This window comes from Leptothoe sp. EHU-05/26/07-4 (genome assembly GCF_043421015.1).
GTDB lineage: Bacteria > Cyanobacteriota > Cyanobacteriia > Phormidesmidales > Phormidesmidaceae > Leptothoe > Leptothoe turfae.
In genome coordinates, this window is record NZ_JAXSQV010000003.1 from 617,971 (window position 1) to 643,765 (window position 25,795).

General features: G+C 47.7%; 25 protein-coding genes. 14 read left to right on the forward strand and 11 right to left on the reverse strand.

Translation table 11 applies throughout. The features are described from left to right. The first annotated feature begins 7 nt into the window (after positions 1-7). From U2F10_RS10495 to U2F10_RS10510, 4 genes are all read left to right on the forward strand, one after another. Positions 8-928 (forward strand): PhzF family phenazine biosynthesis protein, encoded by a 921-nt coding sequence (locus U2F10_RS10495; protein WP_499871986.1) that lies wholly within the window; start codon positions 8-10, stop codon positions 926-928. Continuing rightward, a complete protein-coding gene (locus U2F10_RS10500) occupies positions 925-1,662 on the forward strand; it encodes an SDR family NAD(P)-dependent oxidoreductase (RefSeq protein WP_499871988.1) in 738 nt (245 codons plus the stop codon). Before U2F10_RS10495 ends, U2F10_RS10500 begins: the two co-directional genes overlap by 4 nt. Before the next feature lie 36 nt (positions 1,663-1,698). Then, complete coding sequence (locus U2F10_RS10505) at positions 1,699-2,622, forward strand: malate dehydrogenase (protein ID WP_499056652.1); 924 nt, start codon at positions 1,699-1,701, stop codon at positions 2,620-2,622. A 266-nt stretch (positions 2,623-2,888) separates the two neighbouring features. Beyond that, positions 2,889-3,626, forward strand: a complete 738-nt coding sequence (locus tag U2F10_RS10510) for a serine/threonine protein kinase (protein ID WP_499056650.1) — start codon at positions 2,889-2,891, stop codon at positions 3,624-3,626. Between the two features lie 69 nt (positions 3,627-3,695). On the opposite strand, the gene U2F10_RS10515 is transcribed toward U2F10_RS10510, so the two are convergent. From U2F10_RS10515 to U2F10_RS10540, 6 genes are all read right to left on the reverse strand, one after another. Then, on the reverse strand, positions 3,696-3,977 hold the full coding sequence (locus U2F10_RS10515) for an FmdB family zinc ribbon protein (RefSeq protein ID WP_163659191.1): 282 nt from the start codon (positions 3,975-3,977) through the stop codon (positions 3,696-3,698). Between the two features lie 15 nt (positions 3,978-3,992). Next, on the reverse strand, positions 3,993-5,198 hold the full coding sequence (gene fmdA / locus U2F10_RS10520; protein WP_163659192.1) for a formamidase: 1,206 nt from the start codon (positions 5,196-5,198) through the stop codon (positions 3,993-3,995). Between the two features lie 839 nt (positions 5,199-6,037). After that, a complete protein-coding gene (locus U2F10_RS10525) occupies positions 6,038-7,447 on the reverse strand; it encodes an efflux RND transporter periplasmic adaptor subunit (protein ID WP_499871989.1) in 1,410 nt (469 codons plus the stop codon). A gap of 217 nt (positions 7,448-7,664) precedes the next feature. Continuing rightward, positions 7,665-10,028, reverse strand: coding sequence for an ABC transporter permease (locus U2F10_RS10530; RefSeq protein WP_250564630.1), 2,364 nt, complete (start codon positions 10,026-10,028; stop codon positions 7,665-7,667). Positions 10,029-10,034: 6 nt separating this feature from the next. Then, positions 10,035-10,778, reverse strand: a complete 744-nt coding sequence (locus U2F10_RS10535; protein ID WP_499871991.1) for an ABC transporter ATP-binding protein — start codon at positions 10,776-10,778, stop codon at positions 10,035-10,037. Positions 10,779-10,853: 75 nt separating this feature from the next. Next, entirely contained in the window at positions 10,854-11,030 is a 177-nt protein-coding gene (locus tag U2F10_RS10540; RefSeq protein ID WP_163659195.1) for a hypothetical protein, read from the reverse strand. Positions 11,031-11,055: 25 nt separating this feature from the next. On the opposite strand from U2F10_RS10540, the gene U2F10_RS10545 reads away from it, so the two are divergent. Then, the gene (locus U2F10_RS10545) at positions 11,056-11,307 is read left to right on the forward strand and encodes a hypothetical protein (RefSeq protein WP_163659196.1); all 252 of its coding nucleotides are present in this window, start codon (positions 11,056-11,058) and stop codon (positions 11,305-11,307) included. Between the two features lie 200 nt (positions 11,308-11,507). Then, the gene (gene ftsH, locus U2F10_RS10550) at positions 11,508-13,469 is read left to right on the forward strand and encodes an ATP-dependent zinc metalloprotease FtsH (RefSeq protein ID WP_499871992.1); all 1,962 of its coding nucleotides are present in this window, start codon (positions 11,508-11,510) and stop codon (positions 13,467-13,469) included. A gap of 33 nt (positions 13,470-13,502) precedes the next feature. On the opposite strand, the gene U2F10_RS10555 is transcribed toward ftsH, so the two are convergent. The 4 genes from U2F10_RS10555 to U2F10_RS10570 form a co-directional block, all read right to left on the reverse strand. Beyond that, positions 13,503-14,108 carry a 4Fe-4S single cluster domain-containing protein gene (locus tag U2F10_RS10555; RefSeq protein ID WP_163701956.1) on the reverse strand — a complete coding sequence of 202 codons (606 nt, stop codon included), beginning with the start codon at positions 14,106-14,108 and terminating at the stop codon, positions 13,503-13,505. Between the two features lie 112 nt (positions 14,109-14,220). Next, the gene (locus U2F10_RS10560; protein ID WP_499871993.1) at positions 14,221-14,997 is read right to left on the reverse strand and encodes a biliverdin-producing heme oxygenase; all 777 of its coding nucleotides are present in this window, start codon (positions 14,995-14,997) and stop codon (positions 14,221-14,223) included. 721 nt (positions 14,998-15,718) lie between these two features. Next, positions 15,719-16,432, reverse strand: a complete 714-nt coding sequence (gene hetL / locus U2F10_RS10565) for a heterocyst differentiation pentapeptide repeat protein HetL (RefSeq protein ID WP_163659200.1) — start codon at positions 16,430-16,432, stop codon at positions 15,719-15,721. A gap of 87 nt (positions 16,433-16,519) precedes the next feature. Then, on the reverse strand, positions 16,520-17,596 hold the full coding sequence (locus U2F10_RS10570) for a potassium channel family protein (RefSeq protein ID WP_250564632.1): 1,077 nt from the start codon (positions 17,594-17,596) through the stop codon (positions 16,520-16,522). 696 nt (positions 17,597-18,292) lie between these two features. Between U2F10_RS10570 and thrC the strand changes: the two genes are divergently transcribed. The 4 genes from thrC (at position 18,293) to U2F10_RS10590 (ending at position 21,632) form a co-directional block, all read left to right on the forward strand. Continuing rightward, complete coding sequence (gene thrC / locus U2F10_RS10575; RefSeq protein WP_163659201.1) at positions 18,293-19,690, forward strand: threonine synthase; 1,398 nt, start codon at positions 18,293-18,295, stop codon at positions 19,688-19,690. Positions 19,691-20,210: 520 nt separating this feature from the next. After that, positions 20,211-20,513 carry a hypothetical protein gene (locus U2F10_RS10580; RefSeq protein WP_163659202.1) on the forward strand — a complete coding sequence of 101 codons (303 nt, stop codon included), beginning with the start codon at positions 20,211-20,213 and terminating at the stop codon, positions 20,511-20,513. A 4-nt stretch (positions 20,514-20,517) separates the two neighbouring features. Next, positions 20,518-21,075 carry a cysteine hydrolase family protein gene (locus tag U2F10_RS10585; protein ID WP_163659203.1) on the forward strand — a complete coding sequence of 186 codons (558 nt, stop codon included), beginning with the start codon at positions 20,518-20,520 and terminating at the stop codon, positions 21,073-21,075. Between the two features lie 125 nt (positions 21,076-21,200). Then, positions 21,201-21,632, forward strand: a complete 432-nt coding sequence (locus U2F10_RS10590) for a DUF2267 domain-containing protein (RefSeq protein ID WP_163659204.1) — start codon at positions 21,201-21,203, stop codon at positions 21,630-21,632. Between the two features lie 112 nt (positions 21,633-21,744). On the opposite strand, the gene U2F10_RS10595 is transcribed toward U2F10_RS10590, so the two are convergent. Next, positions 21,745-22,545 (reverse strand): RNA polymerase sigma factor, encoded by an 801-nt coding sequence (locus tag U2F10_RS10595; RefSeq protein WP_163659205.1) that lies wholly within the window; start codon positions 22,543-22,545, stop codon positions 21,745-21,747. 209 nt (positions 22,546-22,754) lie between these two features. On the opposite strand from U2F10_RS10595, the gene U2F10_RS10600 reads away from it, so the two are divergent. From U2F10_RS10600 to U2F10_RS10615, 4 genes are all read left to right on the forward strand, one after another. Continuing rightward, positions 22,755-23,210, forward strand: coding sequence for a hypothetical protein (locus tag U2F10_RS10600; RefSeq protein ID WP_163659206.1), 456 nt, complete (start codon positions 22,755-22,757; stop codon positions 23,208-23,210). Between the two features lie 131 nt (positions 23,211-23,341). Continuing rightward, a complete protein-coding gene (locus U2F10_RS10605; protein WP_163659207.1) occupies positions 23,342-23,848 on the forward strand; it encodes a GNAT family N-acetyltransferase in 507 nt (168 codons plus the stop codon). A gap of 60 nt (positions 23,849-23,908) precedes the next feature. Next, positions 23,909-24,457, forward strand: a complete 549-nt coding sequence (locus U2F10_RS10610) for a hypothetical protein (RefSeq protein WP_163659208.1) — start codon at positions 23,909-23,911, stop codon at positions 24,455-24,457. A gap of 107 nt (positions 24,458-24,564) precedes the next feature. Beyond that, positions 24,565-25,758: a low temperature requirement protein A gene (locus tag U2F10_RS10615; RefSeq protein ID WP_499872351.1), complete on the forward strand. Its 1,194-nt coding sequence runs from the start codon at positions 24,565-24,567 to the stop codon at positions 25,756-25,758. Positions 25,759-25,795 lie beyond the last annotated feature (37 nt).

The following is a 25,795-nucleotide window of genomic DNA, read 5'->3' on the forward strand; positions in this document are numbered from 1 at the left end:
GTGCTCTATGCGTTACCGTTTTTACACCGTTGATGTTTTTACCAAACATATTTTTGGCGGTAATCCCCTGGCTGTTTTTCCAGAAGCAGACGGGTTAAAACCAGAGCAAATGCAGCGGATTGCCAATGAGTTTAATTTATCTGAGACTGCATTTGTTCTGCCGCCAGAGACCACAGAGGGAACCTATCGCCTGAGGATTTTCACCCCAGGCACTGAGTTACCCTTTGCCGGACATCCCACCATTGGTACGGCTTATGTGCTGGCAGCCATCGGCAAGGTGCCTTTAAGTGAAGATAGGACAACGATTATTTTCGAAGAAGGCGTTGGCGATATTCCAGTTGTTATTCATAGCACCAATGATCAACCCACCTTTGCACAGTTTTCAGCGGCTCAACTGCCAGAGTTTGGCCCAGAGCCTCCCCCTCTGGCTAAGCTAGCTTCTATGCTGTCTCTCCAACCGTCAGATTTACACGCAGATAACTGGACACCTCAGGCGTTATCCTGCGGGGTACCATTTTTGTTTATTCCGATTTGCGATCGCACCACCCTAGCCAAAGCGCAACTCAATCTCACCACATGGGAAGCAACATTAGCCTCCTATTGGGCTCCCCACATTTATCTGTTCACCCCTGATCCAGAATTAGAAGGCTCCGATTTTCGAGCCAGGATGTTTGCACCCGCCATGGGTATCCAAGAAGATCCGGCCACTGGAGCCGCTGCCACAGCTTTTGCAGGCTACCTCAGCCAAACTGCAAAAGCTGGAAAATTACGCTGGGTGATTGAACAGGGATTTGACATGGGACGGCCCAGCTTTCTAGACATTGAGGCAGATAAAGACGGTAACAAAATATCTGCCATTCGCGTTGGTGGAAATTCAGTTCAAGTCAGCCAGGGAGAGATAACCATTCCATCAGGAGATAACCCATGACTCAGCCAATTTGTTTAATCACAGGGGTGGGAGAGGGGACAGGAGCCGCAATTGCCCGCCGATTTGCTAAAAGTGGCTATCGGTTGGCCATGCTTGCCCGCAACCGCGAGCGACTCCGGAAACTTGAGCAGGAAATCCCTCAGGCTCACGCCTATGGTTGTGATGTGAGTAATTTAGAGGAATTACTCACCACCGTAAAACATATCCAAGCAGAGATGGGACACCCTTCTGTGCTAATTCACAATGCCGTTAGCGCTACGTTTGGAACGTTTCTAAACGCTGATCCGGAGACATTAGAACATAATTTTCGAGTCAATACGACCTCTCTGCTTTACCTGGTGCGTCAGCTGGCACCGCCGATGGTGCAAACAGGTAGTGGCACCATTATTGTGACTGGCAACACAGCCGCCCATAGAGGAATTCCCACCTATGCTCTCTTTGCCCCCACGAAAGCGGCACAGCGGATTTTAGCGCAGTCCCTGGCCCGCGAGTTGGGACCCAAAGGCATTCATGTAGCCTATCTGACCATTGATGCTGCGATCGCAACCCCCTGGTCAAAAGATCTACCTGTTCAAGGCCTCAACACTCACCCTTTGAACCAACAAATAACAATTTCTAAAGAGTTCTTCTGCCAACCAGTTGATATTGCCGAAGAAACATTTCACATCGCCCATCAACCCCGATCAGCCTGGTCCTTTGATGTAGAAATTCGTCCTTCCACTGAAAAGTGGTGAGTAGAATTAAGTAGTGTATGCAGGAAACTACAGGCCATGAAAATTTCTGTCATTGGCATCGGTAAAGTCGGTTCAACCATTAGCTTTGTTTTAGCAAAAGGCGGTTTAGCATCCGAATTAGTACTATATAACCGCACCAGAGAAATTGCCCATGCTGAAGCCATCGATATTCAGCAAGCTGTAGCTCTCACCCCCTATCGACTTGTGGTCCGAGATGGTGAATTAGAAGACACTGCTAATTCAGACATCATTGTCATTGCAGTCAGTGCCCCGATGCCTAAAAACATGATAAACCGCAATGAGCTGTACTTGCAAAACACTCAAATCATGCAAACGTTGATCCCGCCTCTGGCGCGCTATAGCCCGAACGCTATTTTTGTGAATGTCAGCAATCCCGTTGACGCATTAACTTACCAAATCTTACAGATTGCTCGACAACAGTCTGAGGAAATCAACTGGCAACGGGTAATTGGCACTGGCACACTTATTGATTCAGCCCGATTTCGTGATCTGTTATCCACTCAACTAGGTATCCACCCTGCCGATATCAACGCCTATATTTTAGGAGAACACGGAGACAGTCAATTTGCCGCTCTTAGTTCGGCTACAAGCGGTGGTGCATTAATTGATGCCAATCCTTTACGCCAACAGATGGTGGAAAAGGCGAAACAATCAGCATGGACTATTTTCAAAGCTAAAGGGTATACCAATTACACGGTATCTTTAGCCATGGAGATGATTGTACGCAGTATCGTAGAGGATTCGCGATATACCCTACCAGTGACGGTATTAATCGATGGGTACTGTGATGTATTTAACTGTTGCCTCAGTGTGCCTTGTGTTGTTGGCCGCCAGGGTGTTCATTATCGTTTGGAAACTCGACTGAATGAGGCGGAGGTATCGGCTTTCCAGAATTGTGCGCGAGTGGTTCAACAACAAATCCAGTGTGTGCACTTATAAACTGGTAAAGATATCTCTTAAAGATTTCACGTTCAGGTTAGTTAATGGAAACCACGATATTCTGGAGAGGATATAGAGCCAGAGATTCAATCCAATATCAAATTCGCTTTGATCAAATTCGCTTTGATCAAAGGTGACCATCTTAGACAACCTGCAAAGAGTTTTATCTATTCTTACTATCTATATATGGGCGCAATCAGCTAGCTCCAACTTTAGAACGTGGCCTATATAATGGCTTCAATGCCCCCATATCGATCTGGTCAGCCATGCATAATCACTACAGCAAGATGTTCTTGTATGACAGAGCTGATTATTCAACCAGCAGCCCTGTTGTGGATAATGTGCTGCTCAACCAGTCGATTAAGACTCTGGTGGCGATGATTGAACAAGAACTGCGTCCTCAGGTTAGCCTTAAAAGTATTAGGCCCCATGACCCCATTGAGGTCAAGCATATTCCGGCTCCGTGGCAGTTGTTAGGTACGGGCAACTATGCGGCGGTATTTACCCATCCCGACTATGCCGATTTAGCCGTCAAGATCTATGCCCCAGATCGCCCTGGTTTTGAAGATGAAGCCGAAGTTTATCGCAGAATAGGCATTCATCCCGCTTTCTCTCAATGTTTCTACGCCCGAGATAATTTTTTAGTCCTTAAGTGCCTAGAGGGCGTCACCTTATATAACTGTCTACACCAGGGTCGACGCATTCCTAAACAGGTGATTTTAGATATTGATCAAGCTTTAGACTATGCTCGCAGTCGAGGACTACGCCCCCACGATGTCCATGGTAAAAATGTCATGATACAACAAGGCCGGGGCCTTGTTGTTGATATTTCAGACTTTCTGCGAGCAGGTTCTGGTTTAGCCTGGGACGATCTAAAGACATTTTACTATTGGGTTTATAGACCTTTTCTCTCGCCTCTAAGGGTTCGTATTCCTCTCGCCTTACTGGACATCAGTCGGGGGGTTTATCGATTTCTACGCGTTTTGCTAAAGCGCAAAGCTTAGGGGCCGTTTATTAATCGGCCTACACCACAGCTATGAATTTATACACCTTTTGTCTTGGTCTTAGTTAACTTAAAGGCGTTGAGATGCATGGCCAATCATCCAAGGACGCCCCCCTTTGGAGCTTTGATTAGTGGGCGTCGGTGGTACATCTTGGCGCTTAACAAACCGAGGTTCAGCGGAGTGACTCACTCGACTTAAACTGCCTGTATTGAGACTGATGTTAGGTGCTGTAAAAACTCGGGTGGCAATCACACCACAGCCAGGGCAGGGCAGGGGTATTTTCACCTCAGCCATCTTTCGCCACACATCAAAGGGGCCACAGTCGGCACACTTATAATCGTAAAGTGGCATATATTTTTCTCCTTGCTAAACTGGCAAAATAGGTTGGTCAAAGATTTCCGTCGGAATCGCTAACGTACAACAGGCATTAGGAATATCAACAATGCCACTGACTCGACCTTCGACAGGGGCGCAACTTAACAATAAATAGGCCTGCTCACCTGTAAAACCAAACTTTTTCAGATATTCAATCGCATTCAAACAAGCACGGCGATAGGCAATATGCACATCCATGTAATATTGTTTACCTGAATACTCATCGACAGAAATACCTTCAAACACCAGGTATTCTGAATAGTGAGGTTCGACTGGACCTGGCTTAAAAATGGGGTTAACCATGCCATACTTGTCCATGCCACCCTTGATAATATCCACATGTAGGTCGATAAACCCAGACATCTCAATGGCTCCACAGAAAGAAATCTCTCCATCCCCTTGGGAAAAGTGAATATCTCCCATGGAGAGTTTGGCACCCTCCACATATACCGGGAAGTATATGCGGGTGCCTCTAGAGAGATTCTTAATATCGCAGTTTCCCCCATGTTCTCGGGGTGGAACCGTACGAGCTGCTTCTGCAGCAATTCGATCAAACTCTGCGGCTGATACAGTGCCTAAAATGGCATTGTTTGGATTCGGCAAGGCTGCCAACACTGGCTGATCGCCCGATAGCCCAGTACCGTAGGTACGTAAATCGGGGGCAGTATTAACCAATTCTGCCTCTCGCTTATTCCATGTAGCCAACAACTCATGGGATGGCGCACAACCAATCAAACCTGGGTGGGTAATCCCGGCAAATTTTACCCCTGGAATATGGCGAGATGTGGTGTAAATCCCCTGGAAGTCCCAAATCGCTTTAGCAGCTTCAGGATAATGGTCCGTTAGAAAACCACCGCCATTGTTCTTGGCAAAAATGCCCGTAAATCCCCACTCATCTCCTTGCAGTGCCCCAATGTCAACCAAATCTACCACCAGGATATCCCCTGGCTCTGCGCCATTGACCCAAATAGGACCACTGAGCACATGTACGACTGTTAAATCAACATCTCGAATATCGTCAGGGCTATCATTATCTTTGATTTGCCCATCTGTCCAGTCTTTACACTCAATCCGAAACACATCCCCAGGATTGACAGAAACAACGGCTGGAATGTCTGGATGCCAGCGATTATGACCCGGCAATTCTTGTTCTGACATGGATTTTGTCAGATCCACCTTAAACAATGTTTGAGGCATATTGTTGACTTCCCTGATAAACGAGGTAGACGTAAATTTTGGATCAGTTAGTTAGCGGACTCATGGATCCACTCAACATTTAGTATTGGGTATTCGATATTTCGTTCTGGCGTAATTACGTACTCTGACACTAGCTTTTATCACTTTACTCAGTATGTAACAATCGCTACTCTAGACAAGATTTTTCTGTTACGTTTCTGATGTAAAAATTGAGCTGCTTTAAGAAGCATATGGCAACTACCAACGGATCTGTAGCGGTTGATCTGTTGTTAAAATTGAGCCGGCCATCGCTCAACGTTAGAAATTATAAAGGCTTTAGATTACTGAGCCCATTGTTTATTGAAGACCGTGATGTTTTATACGGCTAGTTGTTCAAGCCTTGATGAGCCTCACTATCCGGAGTTCTATGCTGTGATCTGAGACACAATCCAAGAAAAATTGATGGTTATATTAAAACAGAGTTGGGACTGCTCCTCACATGTGTCTGTATTAACCATGCTGGCATAGAGTGGCTCCAAACGGCTAACATGCTTTATTGCAAACTCTCTATGTCTAACCCAATATCTGGTCGATAGAACACTCTATCAACTACCCCCCTATCTCTAAACCGAAGTCCTCCATAAGTCTTATTGATTATGGGGGACTTCTTATTTGTAATGACGCAGGTACAAGTGATTATCCTCAGACTCTTTTAGTGCTGTTACCTGGGAATAAATTTGGCAGATTGTCATCAATCAAGGTGAATAAAACCTTCATCGTCTATATCTCCAAATTCAGTAGAATTACTCTCGATATCTTCTTATTTCATAGTCTGGGCAACTTTTTTTTCAGCCAGTCAGCTATCTCTCCTTAACCTGACGTCCAGCTTCAAGTTCCTCACTGGGATGTAGCACCACCTGTTCTCCATCCCTTAATCCCTCCGTCACCTCAGCCGCCATAGTGCTGCGGTGGTCAATGTTAATCTCACGGGGCTGGGCCTGATTATCTTCCACAACAAACACACACCAGCTCTCACCGCAGCGATAAAGTGCGCTAACTGGCACTTGTAAGATATTTTTGTCTGCCCATGTGACAATCTGGGCTTCAATGCGATACCGATCCCCCAAAGGATTGGCTGTAGGTTCAGTCAACGTGCCAATAACATTGACCCGTTGTTCTTCTACGCCCAGGGCAGACACTTCGGTAAAGGCCGCAGGTTCAATATAGCTGACGGTAGCTGCCAGTGGCTTGGGGCCACCCCATTGATCAACAATAATCTGATCGCCAGGTTCAATCTGCACTGCGTCTGTAGACAGCACATCAATCTCCAACTCCAAATCACCTGGGTTTCCTAATTCTAGTAAGGGGTCTCCGGCTTGAACAAAACGAGCACTCTCATCGGGTACCCGTAGCACCGAGCCACTAATGGGGGCCGAGATTGTTGTGCGTTGTGCCTCATCCACCAGGTTGGCTAGCTCTGCCTCCACCCCGGCTATTTGGGCGCGGTAGGCATCTTCTAAATAATCAGGGTCGCGTTGTTCTTCTCGCAGCAACGCTAGGGCTTCCTGGGCAGCTGTCACATTTGCGATCGCACTGCCCAATCGTTTCTCGTCCGCTGCCAGTTCCTGCGTCAAACGATTTTCCTCAAGTTCAGCCGCCTCTCTGGCCTGACGAGAAATGGCACCCCGTGTTTCTAAATCTTGGGCCCGGTTGCGATCTCGACGTGCCTGCTCCAGCGCCACCCGAGTCTCTTCCACCTCTGCGGCGGTGGCCTGTTGTGTTGCCTGGGCCGCCTGTAGTCGAGCAGACGCCTGGGCCAAAGCTTCTGCCTTAGGTCGCTGGGTATCCACCCCCACCAGCTCAGCCTGCAACTCCTGCAATCGTGCTTGGGCCGTCTGTACTTTGCTATCTAGGGGGAGTGGATCAAGCTGTGCAACAACAGCATTGGCCTCCACCAGATCCCCTGCTTCTAGATCGATCCGCTGTAAGCGCCCATCCACGGGTGCTGAGACCACATATCGATCTTTGACCCGCGTTTCTCCCTCAGCATCAATAGTCACCCGTAACGGACCAGTTGTCACGGTTCCTATGTCCACGGGAATGGGGGTAGGTCGAAAGGCGAGACCCACCAGAACAGTAATACCTACACCAGCTAGACCATAGGGCAACCAGCGAGGCAAACGAAGTTGCCGTCGGGTCGCAGGAGTCGACGGATCCTTGGGCTTCCGTCGAAACAAGTTTTTGACCGTTTGTTTCTGGGCCTGAGTCATAGTGAGATCTCCTTAGGCAGAGGAACTTGATGAGTGGTTTTGAGGAGTGTTAGCGGACAACCGACCCCGTTGCCATCCCAGGAGGGAAGCAAGTTTTAGCTTTTATATAAGAGTACTGCATTGATTTTTGCTCCAAGAATTAGTGGTTAATAATAAACCTTTCCCCCCAGTATCCTCTGCTGCCCCTATCTCCTGTGCGCTCTTTTCATAACTTCTATTACTCTCTTGTTTTTAAAACAGCAATCAAATCCAGTCGATTCAGCTGCCGTCGAATTAGTAAGCCAGAAGCCAACGCTGCCGCCATAATCACGACAAAAGCAAAGGCATAGGTGGCTGGAGTGATGACCAAAGGAAAGCGAAACAGCTCCCAGTCATAAATCTCAGTCATCAGTGCCGCCATACCAAAGCCCAGAGCAAACCCGATGGGAATTGATAGCGTTAATAGCACCGCCTGTTCTCCTAATAAGATGAACGCAATTTCACCTTTGGTAAATCCAATGATCCGCAGGGTGGCCAGTTCCCGCTCCCGTTCTGATAAAGCAATGCGGGCGGCATTGTACACCACCCCAAAGGCAATGACCGACGCGAACCCTACCAATACCATGGTAAATCCTGCCATGCTCCTGGTGAGAATGTCGTTGAACTGATCAATGGTGGTTTGACGCATGGCGACGCTGGCCACGGCAGGAGTTTGTTTAAGCTCGGCATAAAGCTGCTGTTGTTCGTGTTCATCCACCTGTAAATAGGCACCGGAAAGGGTAAATCCTTCTCGCATTAAGCGATTGAGGGCATGGATATCCATGTAGGCGGAAATGCCCACCAGCTCGTCAAAGATGCCGGTGACTGGCACGGTGCGCGTGGGACGCTCTCCTTCTAACACCTCCACTGTGATTTGGTCTCCCAGGTGGGCCTGTAAAATGTCCGCCAGCTTTGTGGATAAAACAACTCCCTCAGGCGGTAATGTTACTGGCCGCTGCTCGCGGTCCAGCAGGCGACGGAGTTCGCTACCGGGCTCCACACCATTGATGCCGCTGAGTTTTTGATAGTGACCAAAGCGCAGCCGAGCGGGCACCGTGCGAAAGGGTTCGGCCCGTAATACCCCTGGCAAGCTGTAAAGGTCAAACTGGGCGCGGCTCGATAGGGGATTGTTAAAGACCAGGGTAATGTCTTCTCGCTGAATGGTGCGAAACTGGATATCCACAAGGGCATCCATGGCGTCGGTGAAAAAACGGCCCAGTACCAGGATTGCGATCGCAACCGCAATGCCCACCACCGACAACAATCCCTGCACCGGACGTCGTTCCAAATTCCGGAGAATAATGCGGCTGGGCGCAGAAAACCACCGCTGTAGGCCCAGTTTCTCCACTAATGTAGGCCTATACGTGGCCGGAGGTTCAGGCCGCATGGCTTCAGCTGGTGGAAGCGACACCGCGCGCTGTACCGCCAGAAACGCCCCTAATATTGCGGCACCACCACTGACCAATAGCGCCGTCACCAGTACCGATGGTCGCACCTCATATTGCAGCACCGGAAAGTGATAAAAATCCGCATACAAGCGGGTCATACCTTGCCCCATCCACCAACCCAGACCGCTGCCTAGAACGACACCTAGCAACACCACAATCAGTACGAGTTTTAGATAGTGAAGCCCCACCATAAAGTTGTCATAGCCAAACGCTTTCATCACTGCAATTTGGTCCCGCTGGGTGCTCACTAACCGACTGAGCAACAGATTTAACAAAAAAGCAGCAATTCCTAGAAAAATGCTGGGTACAAAGACAGCATGGGCCGACAGCTGACGAATCTCATCGGAAATAAAGGTATGGGAAATTTGATCTTCTCGACCAAAGGCCCCTAATCCACCATAGGTTTCCAACTGCTGGTCTAGCTGAAAGATCACCTCGGCTTCACTGGCACCTGGCATCAGCCTTAAGCTGACATCGTTAAAGGCCCCATCCATGTCAAACGCTGTTGCCAGGGCCTCCTGCTGCATCCAGAGAATGCCAAAGCGTTGGTTATCGGGAACAATTTCCGTGCCCCGAATCTCATAGATATACTCTGGTGATAGGGCAACACCAACGATCCGTAGGGTTTGCCAGCGCCCATTGAGAATTGCCCCAACCGTGTCGTTGAGTTCCAGGTGATTGGCCTCAGCAAAGACTTCACTGGCCAGCACCTCATCCCCTCGTTCTGGATAGCGCCCTTTGCGAATAAACAGATCGTTGAGCATTGGGGTGGGGTGCTCAGGAATCGAGATTAATCGTCCGGTAGCCGGTTCCGCCAGGCCCTCTACGGACAGGGTGACATCCTGGACCACGCGCGTTTGCACAACCCCCACCCCCGGAATTTGCTCAAACCGGGCGGTCAGGCTTTTGGGGGCGCGCTTTAGCTGGACAAATACATCGGCAAACCGGTACTGGTCGTAGTAGGTGTCCTGGGTGAGCTGTAGTGACCCGTGGGTGCTCATCATGGTGATCAGATTGGCCATGCCACAGGTGACAATCAGGACAATTGCCAGCACCTGCCCTTGCATACGCAGGAGATCTCGAAATAGTTTACGGTCTAAGGCTTTCAGTGCCATATCCCCTCACCACTCCAACTCCGCCGGAGACGCTTTCTGTTCATTTCGTTTAATATCGGCAATGTTGCCACTGCGCATGTGGACGATGCGATCTGCCATGGCGGCAATGCCCGCATTGTGGGTGATTACAGCCGTTGTGGTGCCAAATTCTTGGTTGACTCGTTCCAGGGTCTCTAATACTCGCTTGCCAGTCTTGAAATCTAAGGCTCCGGTGGGTTCATCGCAGAGGAGAACTTCGGGACGTTTGGCAATGGCACGGGCGATCGCAACCCGCTGTTGTTCTCCCCCCGACAGCTGCGCCGGAAAGTGATCCAACCGATCGGCTAAACCGACTAGCTCTAGGGCATCTTCCGGTTTCATGGGATGGCGAGCAATATCTGTCACCAGGGCCACATTCTCCCTGGCTGTCAGGCTGGGAATCAGGTTATAAAACTGAAATACAAACCCCACCGACTGGCGGCGAAATCGAGTCAGAGAGTGTTCATTAGCTTTGTTCATGGCCTGGTTGCGAAAATAAACCTGGCCACCGGACGGGACATCTAAACCGCCCAAAATATTTAACAGTGTCGACTTGCCGCTACCTGATGGTCCCAGCAGTACGACAAACTCTCCCTCGTAAAGGTCTAAATCCACTGACTCCAGTGCATGCACCTTGACCTCGCCCATTACATAGACCTTACTGACCTGCTCCATATGAAAGACGGCAGGAGGCATCATGGATGCTGGATTTGACGTTGAATTTGCCACCATACTGGCTATTAGTAAACAAGGAATTATTTCTATCGGCAGTTACTCAAATTAAATAAACGTAAAAATGCGTCACTGTTACTCTTGTGGTGATCTTAGACAAAAAACTTGAGGAATTTGTGAGGGGTGTAACAACACGTTAATGAGATCGCACCGGACATGATTGCCGTCAGCTCGATGCTCAGTTGCGATCGCACACCCTAGGGCAGCCTCAATCCTCACAATATCCTCAGAATGCTTGATTACCCTATCCATGGCTTAATTACAGTTAAAAACCACCATGAATATTGAACAGGAAACTAGAGCCGCTAACACTCAAAAGCGTCAGCATGCAGAGCAGTTAGACGAAAAGATGTTAAATCGAGCAGTAGAAAGTTTGGATACTGAGGATTCAGTGGCTGCTGAAGAACGTGAACATGTTACACAACAACGCCAGACAACCGAGCATTTAAAGGAAACAATGCTGAGTCGTGCAGAAGAGACCCTAGAAAAGTCAGATAGTGATGCAGGGAGATTTGAGTTAGGTGGGTAATTAGGGCTCAGGAGATAATAATTCAGTAATGGGCGATAACTGCACGAGGAGACAGGCCTATCTCGCCACGGGGATCATACTCATAAGTTCCTCAAATCAGCTGTTTACACTCAAAGTATGTGGCATTAGGCCCTGAACGATATGGCTGCAAATGCTTCGGGATCAAGCCTGTAAACATCATCACTTATCCGTGCAATGCTATGCAAAACCGTACCCCTCCTCGTTCATCTCCACCCAAAGACAATCCAACCGGTTGGAGGCCTGCGCTAATTAATCTCAGCTGGCTTATGGTCTGGCTGCTAATTATGGTATTTACGATGACTCGTATGCCAGAACGCCCTGAGGCAGTTCCCTACAGTGAATTCCTCACCCAGGTTGAAAGCGGTCAGGTCGCCACCGTAAAAATCAGCGAACATGAAATTGAATATACGCTCATACCCGTTGATACATCTCTCAACGATGAAGCGGCTACTCAACCAGAGGTGGCAACGACAACGCCCTTACCCGCCGACCCAGATTTATCTCGCATCCTACGACAACATGACGTTGAGATTACGGCCTTACCAACCAATGGTCGTTGGGTAGGGGGTCTCTGGAGCCTATTATTTCCACTATTGATAGTGTGGATACTATGGGGAAGCTTTGCCAATAGGATGCAAGCAGGCCCCGCAGCCCTCAGTGTTGGTAAAAGCAAAGCACGCATATATTCCCAAAGTGGGAATAGCGTTACCTTTGACGATGTGGCTGGCGTAGACGAGGCTAAGGCCGAACTCCAAGAAATTGTTGATTTTCTAAAGGATTCAAAAAAATATACTCGCCTGGGGGCCAAAATTCCCAAGGGAGTTTTATTAGTAGGCCCGCCAGGAACCGGTAAAACGTTGCTGGCACGAGCCATTGCTGGAGAAGCCGGAGTGCCCTTTTTCAGTATTTCAGCATCAGAATTTATTGAAATGTTCGTGGGTGTCGGGGCCTCACGGGTAAGAGATTTGTTTGAGCAGGCTAAACAACAAGCCCCTTGTATTGTATTTATCGACGAACTAGATGCTTTAGGTAAATCGCGGACTGCCAATGGCCCTTTCGCTAGCAATGATGAACGGGAACAAACATTAAATCAGCTTTTGGCGGAGATGGATGGCTTTGAACCCAATGCGGGTGTGATTCTGCTGGCAGCCACCAACCGCCCTGAGGTGTTAGATCCAGCGCTGTTAAGGGCAGGTCGATTTGATCGTCGTATTGTCGTGGATCGCCCTGATCGCCTGGGACGAAAAGCCATTCTAGATGTTCATGCTAAGACGGTGCAGCTGTCAGATGATGTTGTGTTATCTAAGCTAGCGGCCCGTACCCCCGGTTTTGCTGGGGCGGATTTAGCCAACTTAATCAATGAAGCAGCCTTATTAGCTGCTCGCAAAAACCGTGAAGCTGTAACAATGGCTGATTTTAATGAAGCCATTGAGCGAATGTTAACCGGGCTTGAGAAAAAGTCACGGATCCTTAGCGAGCTAGAGAAGCAAACAGTGGCCTACCATGAAGCTGGACACGCGATCATCGGTGCCCTAATGCCCGGCACTGGGAGCATTGAGAAGATTTCAATTGTACCTAGAGGTGTGGCTGCTCTGGGGTATACACTCCAGCTACCAGAGGACGATCGGTTCTTAATGATGGAAGATGAGATTCGAGGCCAATTGATGATGCTATTGGGGGGACGTGCCGCCGAAGAATTGATTTTCAACAAGGTTTCCACTGGGGCCAGTGATGATATCCAAAAGGCAACAGACTTAGCCGAACGCTGTATCACGCTTTATGGCATGAGCAAAACCCTAGGTCCCATGGCTGTAGAACGTAACCAAGCACAATTTTTAGACGGATTTGGACAGCCTCGTCGCCCCATTAGTCCTCATCTGGCGGAGACTATTGATGGTGAAATCAAAGAGCTAATTGATCATGCTTATCAAATGGCCACTGCGCTCTTAGCGAGGAACCAAGCAGTCTTAGAACGAATTGCCCAAAAACTGCTGACGGCGGAGAGCCTTGAAGGTGACACTCTGAAAACATTGTTGGCTGATATTCAACCATTGACCGATGTGCACGCTTGGCTAAACCCAGGCCATCAGGGGTTGCAGCCATATCTACCAAAAGAACGACACTATGAAACGACCTATTAGCTCGGAGTCACACCCTAGTTTTTCTCAACGCAGTTATTCATATGAATAGCCTTGATACCCCGTAACCAGGCGACTGCCATCCTTGAAAACATGGACTTCTATTTGATCACTGGCCCATGTAATGCGATTGGCTAGGTCCGGATTAAAGATCCGTACTTGTTGATTGCGAGATGAGACCGGTGAAGTGGGTTCATTGATGGCTAGGGACTCAACATATGGACCATCAATGAGAATATCCAACTGTTTTAACAGTGCCTGGGAACCTTCAGGGGCATCAGTTTTCTGTAATTCGTCTAATGTAAACCCGCTAAACGACATGACGTTTAACCCATGTTTTTTAACCTGTCGGGCTACTTCTGCCAGGGCGGTTGCTTGCCAAAAGGGTTCACCCCCTGAGAACGTCACCCCTTCGTTTTCAGGATCATTCAGGATACGGCTGACCAGTTCATCAATGGATACTATCTGGTTAGGTTCAAAAGACCAGGAGGCCGGATTAAAACATCCTGGACATTCTCGTAAGCAGCCCTGGACCCATACCACGGCCCGACGACCTGGACCGTTGACTTCAGAGCGATTTACATACCCCATAATATTGAGGTGATTGGGCGGTATAGTTGTATCTTTCTCGGCTAGTGGCATCGTATTTCTCCTAGTTACTGGATATGGTCAATCGAGCAGTTATGAAAAAATCCCCCTTGCGGGGGATATGGAGGTTCATAGAAGAGGAGGTAGCCGATGAACAAGTCAATGATTAGACAGTTACTGAAGACACGAGTTCAGTAGATACTGTCGGTGACCGATGATGGTATTCTGTACGGCCAAGTGTATCCTGGCGAGTAATCAAGTCAAAGACATGTTCGCCAATGGCTGCTTTCACCAGAGGCTCTAGCTCATTAACAATATTACAATCCAGTCGAAATGCTACATTTGCTTCGTCAACAATTTTTCGTACTAGACTCATCTCAATGGGCAATGAGTTTAAAGCATCTCTGTATTGCCCCTTAAAAACCCGTCGAGCTTCCACAGTAGAGATATCGTCAAAGATATCGTCAAATTCATAAAAGGCTGTTCCATAGCCTTCCGGTAGTTGTAAAGCAGAACGGATAATGGCCTTTAGAGCTTGCCCGCCGGAGAGATCACCCATATAGCGCACATAGGCATGGGCAACCAATAAGGATGGATTCTGGTTAGCCACCTGATGAATGCGTTCTATGTAGTGGAGACCGGCTGAGGACGCCATAATCCCACCACGCCAATTTTTGCCATAGTAAAAAGCAAGGTCTTTTTCTAATTGTGGCACTCGCTCTAAGGAAGGGAAATACAGGGTACCCACGACAGAATGATGGGCATGCCGTCGCATTTCCTCTTCTAGAGCACTGTAAATAAAGTATAGGTTAGCGATTAGATGACGGAAGGGGTCCCTTTCAACAACACCTTTGAGAAAGCATTTCATAAATGCTGTGTTTTCTGCCAGTGCATGAGACTTCTGTGTCCCTTCCCGCAACTGCATAGCTAAGTTGTGGTTCATGGTATACCCTCAATGATTGCTGCATCGAGCTGGCTGTGGAGCCTAAAAGAAGAAAAAAGGCAAGAAATAATGCTGATTGGAGCATAGGCACGAATTAGGAGCCCTCCTTGTGACGTGCATACCTCTAAGTAGTTGGAGATACTCATTGATATTTCTTGCCAGAAAACTTGTCAGATAACTTAGAAAATATCAAGATGTTGAGGCCCAGCCCACCCAGTCTTGGGATTTGAGAAGGAGGCTCGATAGCTCTGCTTCTGGCGTCTCAGGTGTGGGCCCATAACCATATTGCCAATGTGTGAAGGGGAGAAGCGACATCTGCATTTGCCTGCGGTAGATTGGCTTGAAGACTCATGGCTAAAAACGTTAGGCTTAGCTTTAATTACTATATAGCGATTAAACGATTACTGGATCCCTATTTTCAAAACTTTACGCTTTATGGTAAGTCTTAAATTCTAGAAAAACGGCATGGAATCTTTAGTATTGCTTCGTTTTGCTGAGTTGCAGCTCTAACCTATGGATGAGTCTGCCGTATATCCCTTTGGTCTGACCGGCTGATGGCTTACAAAATATGATGCCTGTGGCGGCATGGATGCACTATATTATGGTATTTATACCTAGAAAGTTATCAATAGATGTTTGCGGGAGAGCGGCGGCGGCTGTCCTTGCTCTCTCCCATAGCCTCAGTGTCTATGGGAGAGAGCGTACGTTAAAAAGTCCTTGGTTAGCCATGGGGCTGACCATCGGGCATGATGGCATGGTAGAGATTTGCCTGATGCAATACTGCACCCGTTAGGTCAGCCCCTTTTAGATTGGCCTCTTTCAAGTTCACGCCTGTCAAATCAGCATAGCTAAGATCAGCCCCTTGCAGGTTGGCCTCACTGAGATCGGAGGGAAATCCTCCAGGGCGATAGTCTTTGCCTAATTTAGCGCGACACAGCTTCGCTTGGGCTAAATTGGCCCCCCGTAAAATGGCACCGCTTAAAAATGCATAGCTTAAATCAGCCCCACTCAAATTAGACTGTCCTAGATCCGTTCTCTGGTCAGAATTAGAGCGCAAATCGGCATCCAACAGACAAGCATTAGCAAGATTTGCATCGCTGAGATTAGCTCCACAAAGGCTGGCTTTGATAAGATTTGCCTTTTCTAAGTTGGCCTGCGTTAATAGGGCACTGCTTAAGTCACTTTCTCGTAGCTGTGCCTGCTTTAAATTAGCACTGCGAAGATCGCTACCCCAAAGAATCGATTCGCTTAAGTTACAATTTTCAAAATTTACACGACAGAAGTGCGTTCGACCTAAGCGAGACTGCCGTAAATCAGATTGACTAAAGTTTGCATCACTTAAATCAAGCTGAAGTAGCTCTAACTCTAAGAGTGTTAACCCAGAAAAATCACGCTCGCCAGCCTCATAGGCCTTTAGCAGTTCTTTATTATTCATTAAACCTGTAAGGGGACTCTGATAGATTTATATCTATTCTATGCCTTTAAATGAAGATTAGATTGTTTTTGGTGTATCAATTCAGATTTATCGATATTTTCGATGGATGGGGCCAAGAATTTGATTAAGTCGCCGCAGTTCATCGGATGAGCCCATGACAATTACCAAATCTCCAGAACAAAGTAAAGTATCACCATTGGGGCCAACAATGAGTGAGCTATCCGCGCGACGAATTGCCAGGATCAAAGCTCCAGATTTTACTCTTAACTGGGCCTCTTCTAAGGTTCTGCCAATTTGAGGACAGTGTTTTGGAGAAATCAGAAACTCTTCTATATAAACAGTGCGATCTGCTCCGGTGAGAATACCATCTAAAAAGTCAACCACCTGGGGACGAATAGCCGCAGCCGCCATTCGTTTGCCTCCTGTAATATAAGGAGAAACCACCACATCTGCGCCACCGCGCTGGAGTTTTTGGACAGCTTCTTCAGTACTGGCCCTAGCAATGGTGCGAATGCCGGGGGCCAGAGTTTTGGCTGAGAGGACGGCATATAGATTCTCGGCATCGGATGGGAGCGCGGCCACCAAACCATGGGCTCGGTCGATACCCACATGAAAGAGAACCTGGTCTAGGGTAGCATCCCCTTGAAAGGTGATGAATCCCATCTGCTGAGCGGCTTGTACAGATGCTTCATGGGAATCAACCACAATGAAGGGGATAGCCTCGAACGCAAATTCTGTTGCGACTTGCCGACCTGTGCGGCCAAACCCACAGATAATATAATGACCTGCCAAAGATTTCATAAGTTTACGCCGTTGTCTCAAACGAATACCGGCTTGTAGGTGACCTTGAATTAGAGCCTCTGTAAAACAATTTAAGATATAGGCGATGACAACAACGCCCATTAAAATTAAGATAATAGTAAATAGTCTACCTCTGGCCCCTAACGGTTGAATTTCTGCAAACCCTACCGTTGCCAGGGTAATGACAGACATATAGGTCGCATCTAGCCAGGTCCAGCCCTCAATCACCCGGTACCAAAGCACACCTGATAAGACAACACAGCCTAGTGCGATCGCACCTCCCAATAAATGTCGCCGTGTCCGTTGATAGGTTTCTTCAATAAATGCATCCGACAGGGATGAGCGGGGTAAACGCGCTGGCATAAAGCTTTTTTTACTTAATTTAACCAGCCTAAACTAAGAGCTGCAACCCATAAGGTCCTAACAAGCCACGCACATTTCTATCATCACGATGCATTTTTTCTATCAAATTTGGGACGGCCTTAGCTTGATGAAGATTCTCTCATAAATCAAGAGAGAATCTAGTCTATTAACTTGTTGTCTTGAAAAGATGCTCGACAATCAAAAAAAGTTGTTTCACCCCACTATCCCGAACTAAACAATTTTCAGATCTTTGACAATTTAGGCCCCCAGATTTTGCGAGAGTACCAGGCCAATTCTGTTGAAACATTCAAACTCATTGGCAGTTTGACCATCGTACTGCTGCTCAAGAGTAAAGAACACTTCGGGAGCAACTGAATACAGTCTGGTTGTGTAAGTGAGTGGTGAGTAGGAATAATCTAGTACGTTGGGTCATACATGGGGCGGCGGAACGATCCTACCCATAGGCGTCATTAGTTACACGCTGCGCTTAACTAATCAACCGATTCCCCCATCACCCAATTTCCCCATCACTCATCCACAACCCAAAGCTGGGGCTCTATTTTTGTGCAATCCCCATTACGGCAACTCCTTAACCCATTGCCCTGTTGATGGTTTTGAACTAAACCACTGATGTTCACGCTCAACATATAAAATATGCTAGCGAGATACACAAATATCACTTTTCCAGGAGAATAAATGAAATACCACTCCACCCGTGGTCAAGCCCCCGTTCTTGATTTCGCCGATGTAGTCCTCACCGGTCTAGCCAGAGACGGTGGTCTATATGTGCCAGAGAGCTATCCACAGTTCTCCGTAGAGCAATGGCGACAACTACGCGGCAAGCCCTACCAAGTGGTGGCGTACGAAGTAATGAAGCCCTTTGTCGGCGATGCCATCCAGCCAGATGCACTCAAAACGCTGATTGATGAAGCCTATGCAGGCTTCCACCACAAAGCAATTGCCCCCATCAAGCAACTAGACACCAACCATTTTCTACTGGAACTATTCCACGGCCCAACGCTAGCATTCAAAGACTACGCACTACAGTTTCTCGGTAAGCTATTCGACCACCTGTTACAAGAACGAGGCGAACGCGTTACCATCCTTGGTGCAACCTCTGGAGACACTGGCTCCGCTGCCATTGAAGCCTGCCGCGACAAAGATACCATTGACATCTTTATTCTCCATCCCCACAATCGCACCTCCGAGATTCAGCGTAAGCAAATGACGACGGTGCTCTCGACAAACGTCCATAACATTGCACTAAACGCACCATTTGATGATTGCCAGACAATTGTCAAGGAGCTATTTAACGATTTAGACTTTCGCGACAAATATAAACTGTCAGCAGTAAACTCCATCAATTGGGCGCGCATCATGGCGCAGGTCGTCTACTACGTGTATGCCGCACTGAATCTAGGTGCCCCTGAGCGCACCCTATCCTTTGCCGTACCCACCGGTAACTTTGGCAATGTATTCGCTGCCTATGTCGCAAAGCGTATGGGATTGCCCATTAGTAAGCTAGCCATAGGGACCAACAAAAACGATATTCTGGCCCGCTTCTTCGATTCTGGCAAAATGAGCACCGATGCCGTTTCCCCATCCATCGCACCCAGTATGGATATCCAAATATCCAGCAATTTTGAGCGGCTACTGTTTCATACCTATGGAAATGACGCAGACCATGTCATGAAAACCATGGCTGAGTTTAAGAAAACCGGCATTTTTAGCGTATCGCCCGATGTGCTGACAGAATTGCGCAAAACCTTTGCCGGTAGACGATTTGATGATGACAGTATCGCTCAAATCATTCAGAAAATCTACCACGCCACGGGTGAGCTGATTGATCCCCACACGGCCATTGCCTGCGCCCCCGACTTATTGCAGGAGTTACCCGATGATGCCGTCCATGTTTCCCTCGCCTGCGCCCACCCAGCTAAATTCCCCGATGCCATTAAGGGGGCCGTAGATGTTTTCCCCCATCTGCCCGACTTCCTCAGTGATTTGTTTGAGCGAGAAGAGCAATTTACGGTGCTAGACAATGACCGGGCAACCGTCAAAGCGTTTGTAGAAGAAACGTTGGGAGCAAGATAAGGGGTAACAGTTTAAATCGGGACGTTTTCCAAAAAGAGGAATCAGGGGTTAGAATCTAGCCCCTTACTGACTTCTGATACGCAATCAGGATTGATAGCCTTCGGTATCGAAGGGCATCCACAAGGGAATGCCCCTACAGGATTGTCCATTTTTAATCGGATTTTGGGTGCGACCTGACAGGTCAGCGTTGGCGCGATCGCACCCAAAATCCCAGCAGGCAAAGTCCGCTGTATAGGCCTACTCAAAGCCGGGCTCGCCCCCCCGACCTCGAGCCGCTAGGATCATCCCATTGCCATGCGGCAAACCAAATACAACCTCTAGAGCCGAGACCCCGAAACCCGATGGCGGCCCGTCGCTGTAAGCTAGGCACCAACTTGCTCACCTATCCCCCCCTGGAGCATGGCTTTAATCGATAGTTACGCTATCGTTGAGCCTTAGCCAAGCTTACTTAATAAGCTCTATGGAATACAACGAACAAGAGCACCTTTTAGGATATGTCTCACAGCATTGTACATCCGTAATGACAACAACTGAATTGGCGACACTGTCACACTTTCGCCTTAGGAAAAAAGCCCAACTCTATGGTGGAAAAATAGCCACTATTCTAGAACAAAAAAGTCAAGTAACTGCACCCAACGCTTTAGCATTGATTGAGCTGGGCGAGCAAGCTTTTTCAGAATTATTGCGAGATCGCATTGTCAGAGAATATCCTACCTTGCTAAATCGATGCCCCAATTGCGCAAAAGTACCCCGTACCCCCACAGCCAAGCAATGCCCATGGTGTTTTCATAGTTGGCGTCACCTAGAGCCCTACGGAGGTTAAGTTGATGCAGATTCCGTCCAATAGCGTCCTCATTATTATTGATGTGCAAAAGGCTATTGATCATTCCAGTTGGGGACGACGCAATAATCAACAAGCTGAGGCAAATATTGCAAAACTGCTAAGTGCCTGGCGGGCTACTCAGCGTCCAATTGTTCATGTTCGTCATCTTTCAACTGATCCTAACTCCACCTACCGTCCAGGACAGCAAGGGTGCGATTTTAAGGATATTGTGATTCCTAACCGTGGTGAGAAGATTGTTAGCAAACACGTAAATTGTGCCTTTATTGGTACCGATTTAGAACAGTGGCTAAGACAAAATAACTATCAGACCCTAATAGTCACAGGAGTCATCACAAACAATTCCGTTGAGGCAACTGTTAGAGTTGCAGGTAACCTTAATTTTGATACCTATGTTGTTTCAGATGCCACAGCGACGTTTGACAAACTCGATTTAGAGCAAAATCTGCACCCAGCTGAGCGAGTACACGCCCTTGCCTTAGCCAATATGCATCAAGAGTACGCAACAGTAGTCGACACCCTCACCATACTAGATAGCGTATAGTGCTTGTTGTTTGAAATCTTCCATACAATCAATCGCCAAAAGTTTCGTTATAATCAAATAGATGTTATTAGCAATAGCTAGTGAGTATTATCGAAAATTAAAATCGATAATATCAGGAGGATGTCATGGCGGGAGCAGCTATCAACGAATCTCAGAAGGGCTTTTTAGAGCAGATAATGCAAAAGGCTAATTTCCCCGACATCTATGATGCTCGTGACACCACTGTTGTTGTGTTTCGAACCATGCGTGACATGATGACGACTGAAGCATCTGATCGTATTGAGGCGGCCTTTAGCAATCAAGAGATTGCTAAGCTCTGGCGAGACGACAATCCGATTGTGAGATTAATTAGTCGATTGCGCCCCCCACTTAAAATTGATTCCGAAATCTTTATGCGTCGCATTACCCAAGAAGGCAGTGTTCCCAAAGATGTCACTCCACAGGGGGTGACTATCGCTGTTTTTTCAACCGTAAGAAATGAACTGCCCACAGAAATTGTGCAAGAAATTTCTGGTTACCTCCCAGACGGAGTTAAGGTTTTGTGGGAACAGCTATAGGCTACTAAAATCGGGCCTCGCCGCCTGCCCTTTGTCTTGCGCTAGTTCTCTCCTTTTACAAAAGAACAAAACCATGGTTTAACATCTCTGTAGATTTTATCAGAGCAACCCTTTAGCCAGATATTTTTGATGTAGAAACACCTTCTGAATCTGTATGGGAACTGATAATTTGATTGCATATATCAATACACTCGTTGCAAATATAAGCAGGTATTGCATCTAATGCTGATCCTGCAATCAGTAAATTAACTTCAGTCTGATTCTTGCCACAAAATGAGCAGCAAAATTTTGTGGGTATCTGAGCAGCATGATTAGTGGACATTGTTTTATTCTCCATATTGAAAACAGATTGGGGCTGTAGCAACGATAATTTTTCTTTGAGTTGATGACGTGATTTATGCAACCGTCCTTTGACAGCACCCACTGAAATATTTAAGTGAGCCGCCACTTCTTTTAAGCTGAGTTGCTCTTCATAGAACAGCAACGTGGCTAATCGATTTTTTTCAGATAGTTGCTCAACTGCATTCAGAACAGTAATGCGCAGTTCCTCTTGTTCAACAATTTTCTGAGGAGAGGCTGAACTACCAATCAATGGCTCATCCATTAGCTTTTGAACCATGGTTTCAAGGGAAAAACAGATAACTTTATGGCGTTTGAGGTGATTGCGGCAGATGTTTAACACAATGCCGTAAAGCCAGCTCTTAAAACGGGTTGGCTCCCGCAGCTTCTCTAGAGACAGATAGGCCTGTAACATGGCCTCTTGCACTAACTCTTGAGCTAAATCATCATTGCCCACTAAACGTTTTGCCAGACGTTGGGCCATCGGTTGGTAACGCAATACCAACTGACCGAATGCGGCCTTATTTCCCTGCCGTACTAGAAAAATTAATTCCTGATCGTTTTGCTCAGGCATGTCTGTTCTATAACACTAACTGGCTAATAAATAGTGGCAGGGTAGTCCAAAAAGGTTACTTCGCCATGGCCAGTGAGTTGCCAAATCGAATGAAATATTTTAGTTAGGAGGATAAGGCAGTTAGTGGTAAGTTTTTATGGATTTTGATGTGTTTGAATCAAAGCTCTAGTCAGCACGTCGAGAGTAGCAGCCCATTTGTTGATAGCCCAATGACTGTTCTGAATCAGCCTAATCCCAAAAGTCATGGACTAAAGCTAGGATGCTTGGGGTGTGCTGGCATGCTTGCAATTATCATCGGCCTCGGCAGTCTATGGCTCTTGGCTCCTAACTGGGTCGAAAACCATAACCCGTTCATGCAGCAACATATGATCGATGTGGCCTGGGAATGGGGAAATTTTGCGCCTATCCCACCCGAGGCGACGGATTTGCAGATTATGACGTCGGGTAGCTCATTTTCTAGAACCTTTAAGGGCTCATTTTCCGCTGAGCGTTCGATTCTAGAAAAGTGGATTCAAGACTCGCCAGGATTGAATTTAGACGAAGGGACCCGATTGGAGTCGGGCAAATTTCGCTATACCATTAGCCCCAACGGTGGAGCTGGCTTTGGCTCAGTCGATCTTGATCCCCAAGGCAATATGATTTATTTCACGGTCTCATGGAGTTAATCGAGGGCTCTAGCATCCAGTGATGGAGATGGTGCGCTTTTGTAACAGTCGTCAACTCAGTCTGGGCGATAGGCGATGGCCTGCCCCCGCCAAGTACCCAGGAGCTGATCCACTTTGCCAAGGTTATCCCAATGATTACTCTACGTCCTGCCACATCTGACGATTTAGCTGTACTGCGTCACTGGGACGAACAGCCCCATGTAATCGCCTCCGATCCTGATGATGACTGGCAGTGGGAGATAGAACTCAGCCGCTCACCGACCTGGCGTGAGCAGTTGATTGCTGAACTAGATGGGCGACCCATTGGCTGTATTCAGATTATTGATCCAGCCCTGGAAGAGAGTCACTATTGGGGCGATGTGCCTGCCAATTTGAGGGCTATCGACCTTTGGATTGGTGCGGCTTCTGACCTGGGCAAAGGCTATGGAACACAGATGATGCGTCTGGCACTGACCCGCTGTTTTACCGACTCAGCTGTGGTGGCTGTGCTGATTGATCCATTGGTTAGCAATACCCGAGCCCATCGTTTTTATGAACGGCTAGGCTTTCAGCAAATCGAGCGTCGTCAGTTTGGAGGCAGTGACTGTTTTGTTTATCGCCTCAATCGAGAGGGTTGGGACAGTTTGAATCGGGAGTAGTGTTCGAGTTATGTTAGCCTCACTAACGCTGCCATCAGAAAGGATAGATAAGCAAGAATTATGCAATTGGTAATAGCTATCGTATCGGGGCTAATTACATTGTTGGCATCGTCCTTAATCGCGGTTTATCAATCCCGTACTGAATTCCGCAAGCTGACGAAACAATTAGAACAGACCTACACAACGTCACTCTTTGACAAACGCTTAGAGGTCTATCCTGTTCTGTTTAAGGCCCTGAATCAGCTCAACCATAAAATTGAATATAGTTCGCCCGACAAACAACAGCTCATCGAATTTCAACGCCAATATGATGAGTGGATTTCTGCCCATGCCATTTTGCTAACACCCACGACAGCCAAGGTGATTTGGGGATATCACAACTATCTTATTGAGCTGCTAGAAGAAAATTACGAAGGTTCCATCCCTCTGGAACAATGGATCGAAATACGAAATATTCAGATTGTTATTGGTAAATTTTTACGGGCAGAAATTGGCGTGTTTGATACCACAGCAGCCGGCATTCCTGAACTGGAGAGACCCCATGTTAAAGCCATTATCGATCAGCTACAGCGGAGTTCTCAAAAGATTCGTAATCGCTTTGGCTATTGAGCCATTGGTGAGCACAGTGTACCTGGGGGATATATCAGAATTCAAACTGATTTGAATCAGATCTAAGATGCTTGTATCACAGTTCTGTTTTACTCGAACCCACCATGATGAAATCCTGGCTCCGCCCCCCTCGCCTCTGGGTAGGTGAGACCGCAGACGAACAGCCCCGCGACGAACAGCCCCGCCATGCTACTTGGCTAGAGCTATTTTACGATCTGGTGTTTGTGGTAGCCATTTCTCAGCTGGCACACAAACTCAGTGTAGATGTTTCAGTCTATGGATTTCTAAGTTTTGCAGCCCTGTTTGTGCCCCTATGGTGGGTCTGGATTGGCACAACTTTCTATGCCAACCGGTTTGATAATGACGATGTGGTCCGGCGTATTTTAATGGGGCTGCAAATGCTGGCGGTGGCGGCCCTGGCCGTCAATGTGCACCATGGCCTGGATGACAGTTCCAGTAGCTTTGCCCTGGCCTATGTTGCGTCTAGACTGATGTTGGTGCTGGAATACCTCTGGGCTGGCTGGCATATTCCGCAAGCGCGAGGTTTAACGAATCGCTACGCTGTGGGGTTTAGTGTAGGCGCACTGCTATGGCTAATTTCGGCCTTTGTACCGCTGTCGCTTCGCTTCGTGCTCTGGACGGTTGGCCTGGCGGTGGATTTTATCACACCCATGTTAGCGAGGACCATGGTGCAACAGCTGCCGCCACATCCGGAGCACCTGCCTGAGCGTTTTGGTTTGTTTACCATCATTGTGTTGGGCGAGGCTATTATTGCGGTGGTCAACGGCGTGTCTGAGATGCATTGGGAGTTTGCCAGTACGCTATGTGCGATCGCAGGTTTCATCATCGCCTTTTCTCTCTGGTGGCTATACTTTGAAAATGTGTCCGGCTCTGCCCTAGAAACTGCCCGCACCTCTGGCCGCGTCCAAATTTTACAGCTGTGGCTTTATATCCATTTACCCCTGGTGATTGGATTAGCAGCAACCGGTATCGGTGTGGAAAAAGGTATTTTATCGGCTGGCCATGCTGGAGTTTTACCCACTCCAGAACGATGGCTGTTGTGTGGTTCAGTAGCACTTTGTTATGGCTCATTAGCCGTACTACATCGCATGGGGGTGATTTTCATGTGTAAGGCCCGAACCCGCCATCGATTAGTGGGTATGGCCGCTATGCTAGGGGTAGGACTCGTGGGGACTGAGCTCTCCGCCATGGGGGTAATGAGTTTTGTTGCCCTGATGGGAATTGTGCAAGTGGGTCTTGATCTCTATCAGGGTAAACCTGGGTCCTTAAAGGCAGCGTAGGATGTTGGGGCACACAGAATGCAGGGATGCCTCGCCG

Excerpts from the sequence above, each read along its gene's own strand:
- U2F10_RS10495 (WP_499871986.1), top strand. The coding sequence starts at position 8 with ATGCGTTACCGTTTTTACACCGTTGATGTTTTTACCAAACATATTTTT.
- U2F10_RS10500 (WP_499871988.1), top strand. The coding sequence starts at position 925 with ATGACTCAGCCAATTTGTTTAATCACAGGGGTGGGAGAGGGGACAGGA.
- U2F10_RS10505 (WP_499056652.1), top strand. The coding sequence starts at position 1,699 with ATGAAAATTTCTGTCATTGGCATCGGTAAAGTCGGTTCAACCATTAGC.
- U2F10_RS10510 (WP_499056650.1), top strand. The coding sequence starts at position 2,889 with ATGCATAATCACTACAGCAAGATGTTCTTGTATGACAGAGCTGATTAT.
- U2F10_RS10515 (WP_163659191.1), bottom strand. The coding sequence starts at position 3,977 with ATGCCACTTTACGATTATAAGTGTGCCGACTGTGGCCCCTTTGATGTG.
- fmdA (WP_163659192.1), bottom strand. The coding sequence starts at position 5,198 with ATGCCTCAAACATTGTTTAAGGTGGATCTGACAAAATCCATGTCAGAA.
- U2F10_RS10525 (WP_499871989.1), bottom strand. The coding sequence starts at position 7,447 with ATGACTCAGGCCCAGAAACAAACGGTCAAAAACTTGTTTCGACGGAAG.
- U2F10_RS10530 (WP_250564630.1), bottom strand. The coding sequence starts at position 10,028 with ATGGCACTGAAAGCCTTAGACCGTAAACTATTTCGAGATCTCCTGCGT.
- U2F10_RS10535 (WP_499871991.1), bottom strand. The coding sequence starts at position 10,778 with ATGGTGGCAAATTCAACGTCAAATCCAGCATCCATGATGCCTCCTGCC.
- U2F10_RS10540 (WP_163659195.1), bottom strand. The coding sequence starts at position 11,030 with ATGGATAGGGTAATCAAGCATTCTGAGGATATTGTGAGGATTGAGGCT.
- U2F10_RS10545 (WP_163659196.1), top strand. The coding sequence starts at position 11,056 with ATGAATATTGAACAGGAAACTAGAGCCGCTAACACTCAAAAGCGTCAG.
- ftsH (WP_499871992.1), top strand. The coding sequence starts at position 11,508 with ATGCAAAACCGTACCCCTCCTCGTTCATCTCCACCCAAAGACAATCCA.
- U2F10_RS10555 (WP_163701956.1), bottom strand. The coding sequence starts at position 14,108 with ATGCCACTAGCCGAGAAAGATACAACTATACCGCCCAATCACCTCAAT.
- U2F10_RS10560 (WP_499871993.1), bottom strand. The coding sequence starts at position 14,997 with ATGAACCACAACTTAGCTATGCAGTTGCGGGAAGGGACACAGAAGTCT.
- hetL (WP_163659200.1), bottom strand. The coding sequence starts at position 16,432 with ATGAATAATAAAGAACTGCTAAAGGCCTATGAGGCTGGCGAGCGTGAT.
- U2F10_RS10570 (WP_250564632.1), bottom strand. The coding sequence starts at position 17,596 with ATGCCAGCGCGTTTACCCCGCTCATCCCTGTCGGATGCATTTATTGAA.
- thrC (WP_163659201.1), top strand. The coding sequence starts at position 18,293 with ATGAAATACCACTCCACCCGTGGTCAAGCCCCCGTTCTTGATTTCGCC.
- U2F10_RS10580 (WP_163659202.1), top strand. The coding sequence starts at position 20,211 with ATGACAACAACTGAATTGGCGACACTGTCACACTTTCGCCTTAGGAAA.
- U2F10_RS10585 (WP_163659203.1), top strand. The coding sequence starts at position 20,518 with ATGCAGATTCCGTCCAATAGCGTCCTCATTATTATTGATGTGCAAAAG.
- U2F10_RS10590 (WP_163659204.1), top strand. The coding sequence starts at position 21,201 with ATGGCGGGAGCAGCTATCAACGAATCTCAGAAGGGCTTTTTAGAGCAG.
- U2F10_RS10595 (WP_163659205.1), bottom strand. The coding sequence starts at position 22,545 with ATGCCTGAGCAAAACGATCAGGAATTAATTTTTCTAGTACGGCAGGGA.
- U2F10_RS10600 (WP_163659206.1), top strand. The coding sequence starts at position 22,755 with ATGACTGTTCTGAATCAGCCTAATCCCAAAAGTCATGGACTAAAGCTA.
- U2F10_RS10605 (WP_163659207.1), top strand. The coding sequence starts at position 23,342 with ATGATTACTCTACGTCCTGCCACATCTGACGATTTAGCTGTACTGCGT.
- U2F10_RS10610 (WP_163659208.1), top strand. The coding sequence starts at position 23,909 with ATGCAATTGGTAATAGCTATCGTATCGGGGCTAATTACATTGTTGGCA.
- U2F10_RS10615 (WP_499872351.1), top strand. The coding sequence starts at position 24,565 with ATGAAATCCTGGCTCCGCCCCCCTCGCCTCTGGGTAGGTGAGACCGCA.